General features: G+C 73.2%; 15 protein-coding genes. 7 read left to right on the forward strand and 8 right to left on the reverse strand.

The window, feature by feature from the left end; translation table 11 throughout:
• The first annotated feature begins 60 nt into the window (after window positions 1–60).
• The 3 genes from ACGFJ7_RS28810 to ACGFJ7_RS28820 all read left to right on the forward strand — a co-directional run bounded on the left by ACGFJ7_RS28810 (window position 61) and on the right by ACGFJ7_RS28820 (window position 3,201).
• Window positions 61–747, forward strand: coding sequence for a CBS domain-containing protein (locus ACGFJ7_RS28810; protein WP_360255043.1), 687 nt, complete (start codon window positions 61–63; stop codon window positions 745–747).
• 109 nt (window positions 748–856) lie between these two features.
• Window positions 857–2,551 (forward strand): histidine kinase, encoded by a 1,695-nt coding sequence (locus tag ACGFJ7_RS28815; RefSeq protein ID WP_360255041.1) that lies wholly within the window; start codon window positions 857–859, stop codon window positions 2,549–2,551.
• Window positions 2,552–2,556: 5 nt separating this feature from the next.
• Window positions 2,557–3,201, forward strand: coding sequence for a response regulator (locus tag ACGFJ7_RS28820; protein ID WP_392644857.1), 645 nt, complete (start codon window positions 2,557–2,559; stop codon window positions 3,199–3,201).
• Here ACGFJ7_RS28820 and ACGFJ7_RS28825 read toward each other — a convergent pair.
• Window positions 3,198–4,646, reverse strand: coding sequence for an alpha/beta hydrolase (locus ACGFJ7_RS28825; protein ID WP_392644788.1), 1,449 nt, complete (start codon window positions 4,644–4,646; stop codon window positions 3,198–3,200). The genes ACGFJ7_RS28820 and ACGFJ7_RS28825 overlap by 4 nt on opposite strands.
• Before the next feature lie 24 nt (window positions 4,647–4,670).
• Window positions 4,671–5,477, reverse strand: coding sequence for an ABC transporter ATP-binding protein (locus ACGFJ7_RS28830; protein ID WP_392644790.1), 807 nt, complete (start codon window positions 5,475–5,477; stop codon window positions 4,671–4,673).
• 23 nt (window positions 5,478–5,500) lie between these two features.
• Here ACGFJ7_RS28830 and ACGFJ7_RS28835 point away from each other — a divergent pair, with 23 nt between their 5' ends.
• Window positions 5,501–5,827, forward strand: a complete 327-nt coding sequence (locus tag ACGFJ7_RS28835) for a hypothetical protein (RefSeq protein ID WP_392644792.1) — start codon at window positions 5,501–5,503, stop codon at window positions 5,825–5,827.
• Here the strand turns inward: ACGFJ7_RS28835 and ACGFJ7_RS28840 are convergent.
• The 3 genes from ACGFJ7_RS28840 to ACGFJ7_RS28850 are packed head-to-tail and all read right to left on the reverse strand — an operon-like array spanning window position 5,822 to window position 8,522.
• Entirely contained in the window at window positions 5,822–6,832 is a 1,011-nt protein-coding gene (locus ACGFJ7_RS28840; RefSeq protein WP_392644794.1) for a FecCD family ABC transporter permease, read from the reverse strand. The two genes, ACGFJ7_RS28835 and ACGFJ7_RS28840, sit on opposite strands and share 6 nt — an antisense overlap.
• Window positions 6,829–7,560 (reverse strand): class I SAM-dependent methyltransferase, encoded by a 732-nt coding sequence (locus ACGFJ7_RS28845; protein ID WP_392644796.1) that lies wholly within the window; start codon window positions 7,558–7,560, stop codon window positions 6,829–6,831. Before ACGFJ7_RS28845 ends, ACGFJ7_RS28840 begins: the two co-directional genes overlap by 4 nt.
• On the reverse strand, window positions 7,557–8,522 hold the full coding sequence (locus ACGFJ7_RS28850; RefSeq protein WP_392644798.1) for an ABC transporter substrate-binding protein: 966 nt from the start codon (window positions 8,520–8,522) through the stop codon (window positions 7,557–7,559). The genes ACGFJ7_RS28845 and ACGFJ7_RS28850 overlap by 4 nt, the downstream gene beginning before the upstream one ends.
• A 67-nt stretch (window positions 8,523–8,589) precedes the next feature.
• Between ACGFJ7_RS28850 and ACGFJ7_RS28855 the strand changes: the two genes are divergently transcribed.
• Window positions 8,590–8,919 (forward strand): hypothetical protein, encoded by a 330-nt coding sequence (locus ACGFJ7_RS28855; protein WP_392644800.1) that lies wholly within the window; start codon window positions 8,590–8,592, stop codon window positions 8,917–8,919.
• Between the two features lie 65 nt (window positions 8,920–8,984).
• Here the strand turns inward: ACGFJ7_RS28855 and ACGFJ7_RS28860 are convergent, their stop codons facing one another.
• Together ACGFJ7_RS28860 and ACGFJ7_RS28865 are read right to left on the reverse strand one after the other, a co-directional pair.
• A complete protein-coding gene (locus ACGFJ7_RS28860) occupies window positions 8,985–10,514 on the reverse strand; it encodes a M4 family metallopeptidase (protein ID WP_392644802.1) in 1,530 nt (509 codons plus the stop codon).
• A gap of 45 nt (window positions 10,515–10,559) precedes the next feature.
• Window positions 10,560–11,750, reverse strand: coding sequence for a cysteine desulfurase-like protein (locus tag ACGFJ7_RS28865; protein ID WP_360255023.1), 1,191 nt, complete (start codon window positions 11,748–11,750; stop codon window positions 10,560–10,562).
• A gap of 78 nt (window positions 11,751–11,828) precedes the next feature.
• On the opposite strand from ACGFJ7_RS28865, the gene ACGFJ7_RS28870 reads away from it, so the two are divergent.
• Together ACGFJ7_RS28870 and ACGFJ7_RS28875 are read left to right on the forward strand one after the other, a co-directional pair.
• Window positions 11,829–12,014, forward strand: a complete 186-nt coding sequence (locus ACGFJ7_RS28870; RefSeq protein ID WP_360255021.1) for a hypothetical protein — start codon at window positions 11,829–11,831, stop codon at window positions 12,012–12,014.
• A 276-nt stretch (window positions 12,015–12,290) separates the two neighbouring features.
• A complete protein-coding gene (locus ACGFJ7_RS28875) occupies window positions 12,291–12,479 on the forward strand; it encodes an amidase family protein (protein WP_360255019.1) in 189 nt (62 codons plus the stop codon).
• Here ACGFJ7_RS28875 and ACGFJ7_RS28880 read toward each other — a convergent pair.
• On the reverse strand, window positions 12,469–15,108 hold the full coding sequence (locus tag ACGFJ7_RS28880; protein WP_392644805.1) for an FtsX-like permease family protein: 2,640 nt from the start codon (window positions 15,106–15,108) through the stop codon (window positions 12,469–12,471). The two genes, ACGFJ7_RS28875 and ACGFJ7_RS28880, sit on opposite strands and share 11 nt — an antisense overlap.
• Between the last annotated feature and the right edge of the window lie 19 nt (window positions 15,109–15,127).

The raw sequence follows: 15,127 nt of genomic DNA on the forward strand, positions 1-15,127 counted from the left end.
ACGCGCGCGGGCGCACCCCCGTACTGTGTCAGGAATTGAAGTCTGTCGAAGGAGGACGCCGTGAAGACCTGGACCGTCGATGACGTCATGACCAGGAAGGTCGTGTCGGTGAAGACGGCCGACTCCTACCGGGACGTGGTCGACCTGCTGATCGCCAACCGGCTGAGCGCGGTGCCGGTGGTCGACGACGCCCTGCAGGTGGCCGGTGTGGTGTCCGAGGCCGACCTGCTGCGCAAGGTCGAGTTCGCGGGCGAGGAACCGCGCATGTTCGAAGGCCGCCGGCGCCGGGACGAGCGGCGCAAGGCCGAGGCGAGCACGGTGGCCGACCTGATGAGCGCGCCGGCCGTGGTGACGGTCAGCGGCACGTCGATCGCCTCGGCGGCGAGGTTGATGGACCGGGAGAAGGTCAAGCGGCTGCCCGTGGTCGACGACGAGGGGCGGCTGGTCGGCATCGTCTCCCGCTCCGACCTGCTCAAGGCCCACCTGCGGCCGGACGACGAAATCCTCGCGGACGTGGAGTCGGGGGTCCTGCTGCCCTACGTGGACGACGAGGGCACCACGGTGACCGCGGCTGTCGTCGACGGCGTGGTGACGCTGTCCGGGCGAGTGCAGCGATACACCTCGGCCGAGATCGCCGAGCGGCTGACCCGGCAGGTGGCGGGCGTGGTCGAGGTGCGTTCCGAACTCGGGCACGACTACGACGACCGCCAGTTCCTCGACGTCCGCAAGGGCACCGTGGCCGGCTGACCACCCCCGTCAGCCGTCCAGCGGGGCGCGCGGGCCGCCACGTTCCCGGCGGGAAAGCGCGCGGGTGAGGCGGTTTTCTGGTGTATCCGAGGGGCGTAGCGTCAACCGGGTGCGGACGCTCCGCCCGACGACCACTGTGCTCGCCACGCTCGGCTCGGTGTTGCCGGCCGCGTGGGTGGGCGTCGTCGCGCTCGGAGTGAGCGAGGGGATCCCGCGCGCGCACGTCGCGGTCGTCGCCTGGATCGCGGCCGGGTACACGGTCGGCGGGCTGGTCGCGTGGCGTTGCCGGCCGGGCAACCGGTTCGGGCCGCTGATGATCGTCACCGGTGTGAGCAGCATGGTCGGGGCGCTGAGCTGGTCGGGCGGCCGGATCCCGCACACCGTCGGGCAGGCCGTGGACGTGCTTCCGCTCGTGCTGATCGTGCACGTCTTCCTGTCGTTCCCGACCGGCCGGCTGCGGGGGCGGGCGGAGCGGATCCTGCTGGCCGCCGGCTATCTGGCCGCGATCGCCGGTCAGCTCGCCGCGATGCTGCTCGGCGTCCTCGAACCGCACGTTCTGGCCGTCGTCGAGCGGCACACGCTGGGCACGGTCATCCATCAGACAGAACTGCTGGTGGTCAGCGCGGTCGCGCTGGGCGGCGCCGTGCTGCTGGTGCTGCGCCGCGGGCATCCGCTCCGCCGTTCGCTGTCGCTGGTCATCGACTCGTTCACCGTCGGCCTCATGATGATCGCGGTGTTGCTGATCGTCGGTGTCCTGGGTGGACCGGTGTTCCCTGTCGTTCAGCGGATCTGCCTGCTGCTGGTCGGTGTCGCCCCGGTCGCCTTCGTGGCCGGGCTGCTCCAGGCCCGGCTCGCCCGCAGCTCGGTCGGCGATCTGATCGTCGAGCTGCGGGCCGGGCCGGCCGACCTGCGCGGCCCGCTCGTCCGCGCGCTGCGCGACCCGTCGCTGGTGCTCACCTACTGGCTGCCGCAGTTCGGGGTCTGGGGCGACCAGGAGGGCCGGCCGGTGCGGCTGCCGGGCGACGCCACCCGAGTCACCATGATCTCCGACGACGGCCGGCCCATGGCGGCACTTGTGCACGACGCGGCCCTGCGCGACGAGCCGGCCCTGCTCGAGGCGGTCAGCGCGGCGGCCGCGATCGCGCTGCGGACCGGCCGGTTACAGGCCCAGCTACGGGCCAACGTGGAGGAGCTGCGCGGGTCGCGGGCCCGAGTGCTCGAGGCCGGTCAGCGCGAACGCCAGCGGCTGGAACGGGACCTGCACGACGGCGCCCAGCAACGGCTGGTCGCCCTCTCCCTCAACCTGGGCGTGCTGCGGACCCGGCTCGACGGGGACCCGGAGGCGGGTGCGCTGCTCGACCTGGCCCGTACCGAGATCGCGGTCTCCCTGGAGGAGCTGCGCCATCTGGCCCGTGGGCTGCACCCGGCGGTGGTCAGCGCGCACGGGCTGGCGGTGGCCCTGGAATCGCTGACCGCCCGGGCCGCCGTGCCGGTGCGGCTGACCGTCGACCTGCCGGGCCGGGTCGACGAGGCGATCGAGGTCGCCGCCTACTACGTGGTCTGCGAGAGCCTGACCAACATCGGCAAGCACGCGCAGGCGTCGTGCGCGGCCGTCGTGGTCACCCCGGCCGACGGCGCGATCGTCATCGAGGTCGTCGACGACGGGCGCGGCGGCGCGGACACCGAGCGGGGGACCGGCCTGCGCGGGCTGGCCGACCGGGTGGAGGCCCTCGGCGGCCGGTTGCGGGTGTGCACGCCGGCCGGTGGCGGCACCCGGGTGCGGGCGGAGCTGCCGTGCCGGTAGCAGCGGTGCGGGTCGGTATCGCGGAGGACAGCGTCCTGCTCCGCGAGGGGATCGGGCGGTTGCTGGCCGACGCCGGATTCGACGTCGTGGCCCGGTGCGGCGACGCGGTCCAGTTGCGGGCCGCGGTGCGGGCGGCCGTGCCCGACGTCGTGATCGTCGACATCCGGTTGCCGCCCACGCACACCGACGAGGGCCTGCGGGCGGCCATCGAGCTGCGGGCGGCGTACCCGGGCCTGGCCGTTCTCGTCCTGTCCCAGTACGTCGAGGTCGGTCTGGCGATGTCGTTGCTGGCCGACTCGGCCGACGGGGTGGGATATCTGCTGAAGGACCGGATCAGCAACGTGCCCGAGTTCCTGGCGGCGGTACGCCGGGTCGCGGCCGGTGGCTCGGCCGTCGACCCGATCATCGTCGCCACGTTGCTGTCGCGCCGCCGTCGCGACGACCCGCTGGCCGCGCTCACCCCGCGCGAGCGGGAGGTGCTGACCCTGATGGCCGAGGGCACCTCGAACCAGGGCATCGCCGACCGTCTGGTGATCACGCTGCGGGCGGTGGAGAAGTACGTGTCCAGCATCTTCGGCAAGCTCGGCCTGCCCGCCACCGGCAGCGAGAGCCGCCGCGTCCTCGCGGTCCTGCTTTTCCTGCGCCGCTAACGGCACACCGAACCCGGAGCCGGCATCACCCCGTCGATCAGGTAGCGGTCGATGGCGGCGCGGGCGCAGGCGTCGTGCATCGAGGACGTGTGCCCGTCGCCGATCCGGGTCAGCACCACGCTGCCGCGCACCTGAGACTTCAACTGCCAGGCCCACTTGTACGCCGTGGAGGCGTCATGGGTGGCGTTGACCATCAGGATCGGCGGCGCATTCCGAACGTCGAGCCGTCGCGGCGGGTTCGTCGCCCGCACCGGATATCCGGTGCAGCGCAGCAGCGTCCAGGACTGCGACGCCCCCTGAAGGTGCGGCGCGATCCTCTTCGCCCGCTGGGCCAGCCGCTGGTACTCGTCATAGGTGCGGATCTCGGATGGGTTGTCCATGCAGGCCGGGCCGGTGGCCTGAGAGCTCTGCGGCCCTTCGGGCGCGGGAATCGCGAAGCCCTCGGCGTTGCCGGCGAGCGTGGCGCTGATCGCCTGCCCGAGCTGGAGCCATCCGGAGACCGGGCGGAAGAAGTTCGGCTCCTTGAACACCAGGTATTCCTGCGTCAGCAGGCGAATGTCCTCACCGCTGACCGGCCGGGCGGCGCCCGGCACGGGCATGGGGTTCCGGTCGGCGGCGGCCACGATCCGGTCGAACAGCGCGCCGGCGTCCTGCCCGTGCAGGGCGCAGGCGGCCGTGGCCGTGCACCATCGGGTGAACCGGTTGAACGAGTCCTCCACGGTGGCGGCCTCGTCCAGCAGCATCTGCTCGGTGCCCATGCTGTGGTCGAGCACGGAGTCGAAGACCATGGCCCGCACGCGGTGCGGGAACAGGTTCGCGTACTGCACCCCGATCTGCGTGCCGTACGACAGCCCGAGCCAGTTGAACTCCTTCTCGCCGAGCGCCACCCGCGCCGCCTCGTGGTCGCGGGCCACCGACACCGTGTCGACGTGACTGATCAGCGGCCCGGTGGCGTCGGCGCAACTCTGCCCGAAGACCCGGTTGGCCTCGACGAACCGCCGGAACTCGGCGGCGCCGCGGGGAAAGAGCGTCAGACCGGGTGGGTACGGATCTCCGTCGCACAACACCGGGGTGCTGCCCGCGATGCCGCGCGGGTCCACGCCGACCAGATCGAAGTGCTCGGCCAGCGCGGGCGAGAAGACGAGATCGCCGTAGAGGGCGAGAATGGTTCCCGGCCCGCCCGGACCGCCCGGGTTGAGGAACAGGGTGCCGACCCGCTTCGAGGGGTCGTCGACCGGGTTCCGGGCAACGGCGAGCGAGATCTTCGGACCGTACGGGCGGGCCCAGTCCAGAGGAACCCGCAGCGTTGCGCACTGCACGTCGGGCCGGTCGGCGCACGGCTTCCAGTCGGTGATGCCGGGCGCCGCCGCGGCGGCCGGCGAAGACAGGCCGGCCGCGGCCAGGACACCGATGCACAGAACGCTGATGACGCGACGGATCCTCATGCGCGCCAGTGTGTGCACGCCCCTTCACTGATCGCCACGAATCGACCAGAAACCCGAATCACCCTGATCGGGTGCCCGCAGCAGAATCCGGACCCGGCCCGCCGGGGCGGCGATGACCTCGGCCGCGACGCCGAAGACCCGGGCGATCGTCTCCGCGGTGAGCACATCGGCCGGCGTGCCGGCGGCCTCGACGCGACCGCCGGCGAGCAGCACGATCCGGTCGCAGTACTGGCCGGCCAGGTCCAGATCGTGCAGGGCGGCGACCACGGTGACCGGCGCCCGGGCCAGGTCGGCCAGCAGCGCGAACCGGTGCCTGATGTCCAGGTGGTTCGTCGGCTCGTCGAGCAGCAGCACCTCCGGTTCCTGCACCAGCGCACGGGCGATGGCGACCCGCTGGCGTTCACCACCGGACAGCGAGGTCCACCGGCGCCGCTCCCACCCGCTGAGCCCGGCCCCGTCGAGGGCGTCGGCGACCCGCCGCTCGTCGTCGGCGCCGGCCGGCGCCAGCAGCGCCCGGTGCGGGATACGCCCCAGCCGAAGCACCTCACCCACGGTCATGTCGGCGTCGGCGGGCGTGTGCTGGGTGACCACCGCGACCCGCCGGGCGATCTCCCGGCGTGGCCGCTCCGCCCGATCCACCCCGTCGAGCAGAACCCGCCCGGCGTCCGGCCGATCGAGCCCGGCCAGCACCCGAAGCAGAGTCGACTTGCCGGAGCCGTTGGGCCCCAGCAGCCCGACCGTGCTGCCGGGCGGCGCGTCCAAAGCCACCGCCCGGAGCAGCGCCACGTCACGAACCCGCCGGTCGACGCCCCGCGCCTCAACCCTCACCATGCACCTTCCCGTTCATCGCGACCATGTTCATCGAGACCCTGTTCATCGCGACCCGGCCTGTCGACCTCGACGGACCCGTCGCGCTTCCGAGCGGCCTCGCAACGTCGGCTGTGGATGTCCTGCGCTTCAACCCGCACAACGCGCCTCCCGCGCAGCGGGAGGAGGCGCTGATGGCGCGGTCCGAGTTGTGGGAGAGCAGCGTGGCGACCGTTTCGCGGCGGGTGAGGGCGGACGGGCCGAGGCGGCGTCAGGGCTTGTCTCTCGGACAGGGGCGAAAGCAGCGGCCGTGGCGTCTGTTCCCGGCGGCGCGGAAGCCGGCCGCCTGGGCGGCGGGGGACTGGTGCTCATGATGGGCCTCCGGAACGGCGCAGGAGCAGGGCGAAAGCCGGCACGCCGAGCAGGGCGGTGACGACGCCGACCGGGAGCTCCTGTGGGGCGAAGACGGTTCGGGCCGCGGTGTCGGCCCAGATCAGCAGGACCGCGCCGGAGACCGCGCACGCCGGCAGCAGCAGGCGGTGACGGGAGCCGGTCAGGCGGCGTACCGCGTGCGGCACGATCAGGCCCACGAAGCCGATGGCGCCGCTGGCCGCCACCAGTACGGCCGCCAGCAGCGCGGTCACCCCGAACAGGATCGCGCGTACCCGGGCCGGTGAGAAGCCCAGCGTCTGGGCCACGTCGGCGCCGAACGCGAAGGCGTCCAGGGCGGGCGCGGCCGCCCAGCAGGCCAGCACGGCCGCGCCGCCGACCGCCGCCGTCACCGCGACCGACGGCCACGAGGCCGCGGTCAGGGAGCCCAGCAGCCAGAACATGATGCTCCGGGTGCTGTCGGGGCTGGCCTGCCCGACGACGACCAGGCTGGTCAGCGCCGAGAACAGCTGGGCCGTGGCCACGCCGGCCAGCAGGATCCGGGCCGGTTCGGTCCAGCGGCGGCCGGCCAGCAGCACGGCCGTCGCGAACGCGGCCACCCCACCGGCGAACGCGCCCGCCGACAACGCCACGGTTCCGGCGCCCACCCCCAGCACGAGCACCCCGACCGCGCCGGTCGACGCGCCCGCCGAGATGCCCAGCAGGTACGGGTCGGCCAGCGGGTTGCGGGTCAGCGCCTGCAACACCGCCCCGCACACCGCCAGCCCGGCGCCGACGGTTCCGGCCAGCAGCACCCGCGGCGTGCGCAGTTCCCACACGATGCTGTCGGCCAGCGGCGGCAGCCGCCGCACCGGCAGCCCGGCGTGCGCGGCCAGTGTCCGCAGCACCTCGCCCGCGCCCAGGTCGGCCACGCCGATGGTGACCGACACGGCGACGCTGAGCAGCAGGACGCCGGCCGCCGCCGGAAGCAGCAGAAGGCGACCGGTCACCGTCGTGCGTAGACGACGTAGTCGTCCAGGTACTGCCACACGGTGCCGGCCTCGGTGAAGCCGGCCGCCCGCAGAGCGGCGAGGTGGAACTCGAGCGGCGCGAGCGGCTGCGGGGGACGATCGGCGAACCGCTTCTCCCGTACGGGCACGAGCGCGGCCAGATCCGGTTCCCGGGCCGCCTCGGCGTACCAGGCGGCGTAGTCGAGCGCCCCGGCCGCGAACGCCGCCCGCTGCGTGTCCTCGTCGTGCCGGGCCGACAGGTCGCGTAGGGCCGGCGAGCGGTCGTCGAAGCGCAGGTGGTCGGCGTTGAGCAGGATCCCGCCGGGCGGCAGCAGGCCGGCGACGTCCCGGTAGACGGCGAGCAGCTGATCGGGGGAGAGCCAGTGCAGCGCGGTCGACGTCAGCACCGCGTCGAAACCCTCGAACCGTGCCGGCCAGCCCGGGTCGATCAGGTCGACGTCCAGAACCCGTACCCGGTCGCCGAATTCTTGCAAAGCCCCCGCGGCCACGCTGAGCAGGATCGGGTCGTAGTCGACGGCCGTCACCCGGGCGCCGGGGAACGCCTCGAGCACGCGGCGCGAGATGGCCCCCGGCCCGCACGCCAGGTCCAGCACCCGCGGCTGCTCCCCGTGCAGGCGCAGGATGTCGAGCATGACCTGGAAGCGGTTCTCGCGGTGGGCCACGTACGCCGACTGCTGTTCGTCCCAGAGATCCAGCAACCGCTTCATCGGCCCAGCTCCGCCAGCCCGGCGCCGACCGTCTCGACGGCCGCGACGCTGCGCACCGAGGGGTCCATCGAGGACCCCGGCACGGTGATGAACCGCCCGGCCCTGACCGCGTCCAGCTCGGCCGTGACCGGGTTCGACCGCAGGAAGTCGATCTTCGACTGGGCGCTGTCGCCGTCGCCGCCCCGAGTGAGGTCGGCCAGCACGATCACGTCCGGGTTGCGGGCCGCGATCTGCTCCCAGCTGCCGGCGGGCCAGGTCTGCTTGGCGTCGCCGTACACGTTCTCCGCGCCCAGCTGCTCGGTGATCGCGGCTGGAACGCCACCCGGCCCGGCCACGTTCGGCGTGCTGGTGCCCGAGTAGTACCAGAGCAGCGAGGTCCCGCTGTGCTTGCTCGTCAGCGCCGCGGCGAGCCGGGCCCGCTCGCCGGCGACCAGCTTCCGCCCGCGCTCGGGCACGCCGAACAGGGTGGCGACCTCCTCGATCTCACTGAAGAGACCCGCGAAGGCGAACGCGGCGGGATCCTTCTCGCAGGCGAACCGGGACAGGTACGCGGGTACGCCGAGCTTCGCGAGCTCCGGCCGCGGCCCGGCGGCCTCACCGGCGTACGCCGAAGTGAATGTCGAATAGACGAAATCGGGCCGCGCCTCGAGCACTTTCTCGCGCGACGGATAGAGCTTGGCCAGGACCGGAACGCTGTCGTAGCCGCCCTTCAGTGCCGGCAGCACCGGGTCGGTCTGATAGCTGGTCCCGGCCATCCGCCCGGCCAGCCCGAGGCTGAGCAGGATCTCGGTCGCGTTCTGCTCCATGGCGATCGCCCGCTGAGGCGCCGCCTTGACGGCGACGGTGACCCCACAGTTAGCGACCGAAGCCGCCTCCGCGCGCGGCGCGGGTGCCGCCCCGGCGCCGGCGCACCCGGCCAGCAGCCCCACCGCCGCCGTAAGTGAAATGAAAACGGTTTTCATGAGCGGCAAGCTACTGTGATCTACTTCCACCCGTCAAATAGACAAGCGCCGCGGTCGGGAGGAACGCATGACCGAAGAAGGGCTGGACTACGCCGAAGTTCTGGTTCTGGATCCCCTGGAGGACTCGCCGCGGCCGCTCTGGGAACTCCGCCGGCACGAGGAGACGACGCTGCGGGAGCTCGCTGACATCCTGGCGCCCGGTCTGATCTCGCTGGAGTCTCGCGGCTTTGTCGAGGTACGCCGTTTCTCCGGCTGGCCGGCGAGGTGGGATGAGGGCGTTCCGCTGACCGGGGATGACCTGGCGCGGGAGAGCTCACGAGCGGAGGTGTGGTCCGAGGAGCCGGGAGGCGTCGTACTGGCCGCTCACATCACCGAGGCCGGCTACAGATTCCTGTAGGGAGCGCGAAGACGCTCGGCTGGACGGGTGTCCAGCCGAGCGTCCGAGCGTTGCTGCGTGGTGGATCAGCAGGTGGGCTCGCCGGACTGGGCCGGCAGGCTGACCGCGTTCCAGGCGGCCTTGACCGCGTTGAACTGGGTGCAGTTGCCCGGGGTGAGGTTCTTCGCGGCCTGCAGCGTCCATACCCGGTACTTGGCGTACGAGGAGCTGGAGGTCTTCAGCAGCATCGCGTTGTACATGATTTTGATGGCGCTCTGGATGCCGACGCCGGTCACCGTGCTGCCGTTGCAGGTCGAGCTGGCCGGCTGGCCGTTGCCGCCGCTGCCCTGGGCCAGCAGGTAGAACCAGTGGTTGCCCGGACCGGCCGCGGCGTGCACCTCGGAGCCCGGCGTGCTGCTCGAGTAGCAGTTGCTGTCGCCGGCCAGCGACGGGTTGTACATGTACCGGATCGGGCCGCTGCCGACCAGGTTGACCTCCTCGCCGACCTGGTAGTCGAACGGGTCGTTCGGGTTGGCCGCGTACGCCTCGGTGGCCGCCCCGATGGTGTCGGCCACGAACTCCTGCGTGCCGCCCTTCGAGATGCCGCCGGGGGTCTTGTCGTCGATGCCGTGGCCCAGCTCGTGACCGACCACGTCCAGCGACGAGATCCACTTGCCGGCGGTGTTCTTGCCGATCTGGACCTGGGTGCCGTCGTAGTAGGCGTTCTGCTGGTTGAGGCCGACCCGGATCGGCCAGGCGCCGCCCGAGCCGTTCTGCGCGTTGCGGCCCAGCCACGCCGACAGCATCGCCTTCTGCTTCTGCGCCACGTACAGCGCGTCCACGCAGCCGGTCTCCTTGCTGGTGCCGTTGCCGTTGCCCCAGACGTTGTCGGAGCCGCTGAACGTGGTCCGGGTCGAGGCGTCCTGGCAGCTCAGGTTGGTGACCGAGGGGTCCTTGAGCGAGTACGTGGAGCCGGACTGGGTGGTGTTCAGCGACACCGAGCCGTTGATCCAGCCGGTGCCCGTGCCGGTGGCCTCGGTGACGTGCTCCTCGGTGGACAGCACCTTGCCGGTCACCGCGTCGACGTCGACGGTGAGCCGGCTGACGCCGCCGGCGCCGGTGCCGTTGACGGTCGTCTCGTACGCCAGCTTGGCCGTCTGCCCCTCTCCGGCGACGATCACCAGGCGGGTCGTCTCGACGCCGCTCACGGTCTTCAGCTGCTTCTTCGCGGTCGCGACGGCCGCGACCTCGGAGACCGTGGGCACCGTCGACAGTTCGCCGATCGGGCTGCTCTGCGCCACCGACGTGTAGCGGGTCTGCCCGGCGTCATCGGTGACCACGACGAAGTCGCCGCCCTTGACCGGAAAACCCTTGTAACTGCGGTCGTACGCCGCGTACGTGAGGCCCTGCGACCGGTAGACCTGACTGCGGTGGAAGGTGTCGTGGGCGCCGGCCTTGAGAACGGACGGGCGGCCGGCGACGACGGCGTCGGCCTGCGCGACCGCGTCCACCGATGGCGTGGGTGCCTGCGCGGCGGCCGGTCCGGACACCGCGACCATCGCGGAGGCCGCCGCGGTACCGGCGGCCAGCGCGAAGACCAGGGGCTTTCGTAGCATTTGTGTGCTCCTCTCGGCTACAGGAGCGACGCTATCTACGGATATCTATCCCCGAATCAGGGAAAACCCTTGCAGGAGGCGGTCGACCTCTTCCTCGGTGTTGTAGTGGTAGAGGCTCACCCGGACCGCGCCGCCGGAGGCGCGCAGGCCGATCGCGTCGAAGTACTCGACGGCGTAGTAGTCGCCGTGGGAGACGCAGACGCCCTGCCGGCCGAGGGCCTGGGCGGTCTCGGCCGGTGTCACGCCGTCGAGGCGGAACGAGACCGTCGGGCAGCGGTCGGCCGGGGCCGGCAGAACCGTGATCCCCTCGATCGTGGCCAGGCCGGTCAGCAGCCGGTCGAGCAGCCGGGACTCGTGGTCGGCGGCCGCCGACATGCTCGCCAGCAGGCGGGTGCGGCGGTCGCCCTCGGCCGGGACGAGGCCGGCCAGGTGGTCGACGGCGGCGGTGACGCCGGCGAGGAGCTCGAAGCTCAGCGTGCCGTGCTCGAACCGGCCCGGGACGCTGTCCGGGGAGGGGACCAGCTTCCGCGGGTGCAGCGGCTCCCACACCGCCGGGTCGGCGATGACCGCGGCGTAGTGCGGGCCCGACCACTTGTAGGCGCTGGTCACGTAGAAGTCGGCGCCCAGGGCGGCCACGTCGGTCGGCCGGTGCGCGGTGGCGTGTACGCCGTCCACGAAGACCGGCGCGCCGGCCTCGTGCGCGAGGTCGGCGATCTCCCGGACGGCCGGGACCGTTCCGACCGCGTTGCTGGCCGCCGTCACCGCCACCAGGCGGGTGCGCGGGCCGATCAGCTTCCGGTACTGGGCCACGTCGAGCCCGCCGGTGGCCGGGTCGAACTCGGCCCACCGGACCGTCGCGCCGGTCTGCACCCACGGCCGGACGTTCGCGTCGTGGTCGAGCCGCGACAGCACCACCTCGTCGCCCGGCTCCCAGCCCTCGGCGAGCGTGCGGGCCACCAGGTAGGTCAGCGCGGTCGCGCTCGGCCCGAACACCACGCCCGCCGGGTCGCCGCCGAGCAGGTCGGCCACCGCCGACCGGGCCGCCTCGACGATCTCGCCCGAGCGGCGGGCGGGCTCGCTGGCGGTGCCGCGGTTCGACACCGCCGTGCGCATCGCCGCGGCGATCGCGTCGATCACCGCGCCGGCCGGCTGGGTGCCGCCGGCGCCGTCGAGCTGGGCGAAGCCTTCGGCCAGGGCGGGATAGCCGGACCGGATGCGGTTCACGTCGAAGATCATGGACCGATCAGATCACGCCGCCTACGGCGAAACGGCGTGACCCCGCCCCGTGGCCCGCACGCTTGCACGGTCGGCGACGTGCGCCGGATCGACCGGGTCATCACCAGCTCACGTCCCGCCCTCGACCTGTCCGGCCTGGCCGGCGTCCGGCTCGGCGTGCCGCGCGGCCGGTTCGACGACATCGACCCGCGGGCCGGCGCGGTGCTGACGGCCGCGCTCGACAAGCTCGCCGCCGCCGGGCCGACCTCGTCGAGGTGGAGCTGAAGGACGACTTGGCCCCGGCCGGTGAGGCCGGCCTGCCGATCGTGCTCTTCGTGCGGCTCCTGCGGGCCCGTACCACCCATTCTTTCGATCTCGTGGCCTCATCCGACGTCAAGGGCAACGTGCAGATCATGGTCGGCCAGCCCGTCCCGGCCGCCGGCTACGAGGGGCATCGGGCCCAGCGCTGGCGGCTGCGGCAGGCGTACGCGGAGATGTTCCAAGGCGTCGCCGCCGCCGCTGGTCGGCGAGGGCGTCACCTTCGAGCACAACGGCCGCCCCGTGCCGGCCTTCGCCACGGCGATCCGCAACGCCGCCCCGGGAACGGTGGCCGGTGGGCCCATGCTGTCGCTGCCCGCCGGCCGTACGAGCGAGGGGCTGCCGGTCGGCCTCACCCTCGAGGGCCCGATCTTCGAGGACCCTGCCCTGCTGGCGGTGGCCGAGGCCGCGGAACGGGCGATCACTCCGTAGCCCGTTCCACGGGAAGGCGTGACCGGGTGAGAAGGCCGGCGCCGGCCATCGCGATCAGCGGCACGCCGAGCGCGGCGGCCACGTTCGGCCAGGCGATCTCCAGCGGGTACGGCACGACGACCGGGTAGGCGCCGGCCGTCGACCGGTTGTACGCGGCCAGAACCGCCAGGCAGGCGGCGCCACCGGCCACCGTGCCCAGCACCGCGCCCACCCCGGCGATCACGCCGGCCTGGGTCAGCGACAACCATCGGCGCAGGCCCGGCGCCGCGCCGACCGCCGCCAGCGTCGCCAGGTCGCCCCGCCCGTCGGCTGCCGCGAGCCCGGTCGCGATGAAGGTCGCCCCGATGGTGATGAACGACGCCACCACCGCCGCGATCAGCAGCCGCGGATCCGTGGTGGTTCGCGCGCCCCGCTCGATGACCAGGTTGGCCGCCGCCGGCAGGGAGACCGGCAGCAGCGCCGCGCGCAGCCGGTCCTCGCCGGCTTGATCGAGCACGCCCGCCCCGCCGCCGGCCGGCAGCGCGATCAGCCCGGCCGGAACGGTCGCGAAGCCGAGCCGGCGGATCAGGCCGGGGGAGTAGACCGCCAGATCCTCCGGCCCGCCGCCCGAGGTCACCACGTAGGCCGGCGCCTGGATCCGGGGCAGCTTCTCGTCCGGCACGTCCTGGCCGGAACCCGGCCGGCGCGAGTCCCGGACCGCGATCGTGATCCGGCCGCCGGTCACGTAGCGCCGGTCGCGCACCACCACGCCGCCCGCGTCGAGCACCGCCTTCGCCGCCCGCCGGTCGGACCCCGAGACCCGCAGCACCCTGTCGAGGAAGTCGGCGTCGCCGACCTGCTCGGTCACGCCGTCACCGACGCGGACCCGGCCGCTGTCGGCGTCGCAGCGCGGGTCGGCCAGGGCCCGGCGTTGCTGATCGGAGGTGTAGGGCGTGCTCACCTCGGCGAGGAAGCACCGCTGGTCCCGCGGCAGGACACGCTCCAGTGAGCACGTGGCGCCGGCCGTCCGGGAGCCGCCGCAGCGGTAGCCGTTGACGACGACGATCGGCGACTCGGGCAGCGCGCTCCGGACCGCCGCGACGGCGGCCGGCATCCCGCCGGCCGGCGGCTCGCCCAGAAAGTTCACGTAGCTCGCGCCGACCGGGATGCCCGGACGGTAGTTGTCCACCGCGGCCAGCCCAGCGCTGGTGAAGTAGATGCCGATCGCCACGCTCGCCGCGACCGCGGCCATGACCGCCGCGACCGCCGGCGCCGCCGATGCCCGGTTCCGTGCCGTGTCGCGCAGCGCGATCCGCAACGGCAGCGGCAGGACATGCCCGATCCGGCCGAGCAACCCGATGATCCCCGGCGTGACCAGGACCAGTCCGGCTTCGAGGGCCACCACCGCGACCAGGATCCCCGCCGGCGAGGCGGTCACCGCGCCGACCACCGCGAGCGCTCCGCCCACGACCAGCAGCGCCACCCCGGCCACGATCCACCGGCGCCGCGACCGCACCACGCCGGCCCGGCCGGTCAGGCCGTGCACGACGTCGTGGCGTCCCGCCGTGATCGCCGGAACCAGCGCCGCCAGCGCCGCCGTGACGACGGCCAGCGCTGAGATCGCCAGCAGCGCGGACGGGAAGATCCGGTACCCGCCGGCCCTCTCGTGCATGAGGGACGTCTCGATCAAGGGCCGGAGCGCCAGCGCCGCCACGGCGCCGATCGTCACCCCGGCCGCCGCGCCCAGCCCGCCCAGGACCACACCGTCGGCCAGGACGATCCGGCGCAGGTGGGCCGGCGTGCCGCCGTTCGCGGCGACCAGGGCCAGCTCCCGCCGCTGGCGCCGGGCGCCGACCGCGAAGGCCGGCCCGGCCAGCAGAACCACCTCGAGAACGCCCAGACCGCCCACGAGAACAGCCATGTCGATGCCGGCCGGCCGGTCCGCCGCCGCCTCCGCCTTCGGCGGGTTCGCGTAGACGGCGCGGGACGCGACCGAGACGCCCTTGCGGTTGAAGTCCGGCACCCGGTCCCAGGTGATCGGCGAGGCGACGGCGGCCAGCCACCGGGTCGGCTGCCGGTTCTGGACCGCGGCCGGCATCGCGCCGGCCGCGAAGAGCAGTCGCTCGCTCAGGTCGGCCGGGAACTCGGCGACGCCGGTCACCCGCCACGACTGTGCGCCGTCGGGTGTGGTCACACTGCCGCCCGGTCGCACCCCGAGCCGGTCGGCCGCCGCCGCGGACACCGCGATCTCGCTGGCCCCGGCCGGAGCCGTCCCCGACACGATCGAGACGATGCCCCGGGTCAGCTGATCCGCGGCGTTCGTCGCGAAGGCCTCGATGCCGCCGGCGCCGTTCCTGGTACGGACCACGAGATAGCCCTCGTCCAGCGGCACGACAGCGCTTCCCGGCGGCAGCAGGCCGAGCACGGACCGGTCGGTCACGCCCGCCGGCGCCTCGATGTCCCCGCCGGGGCTGCTGATGACACGGGCCCGCCAGTCCTGCTCGATCGCCTTGCGGGAACGCCACACCAGGACGGCGTCGGACCGGCCGCCCTCCCGGGCGTAGGTCTCACCGGGCCGGAGCGTGAACATGTCGTACGTCGCGGCGCCGAACGACAGGGCCAGAACCGGAATCGCGATCAGGGCAGCCACCAGGAGAGCGCGGCCTTTG

The sequence above is a fragment of the Actinoplanes sp. NPDC048988 genome (assembly GCF_043197815.1).
In the GTDB taxonomy this organism is placed as follows: Bacteria; Actinomycetota; Actinomycetes; order Mycobacteriales; family Micromonosporaceae; genus Actinoplanes.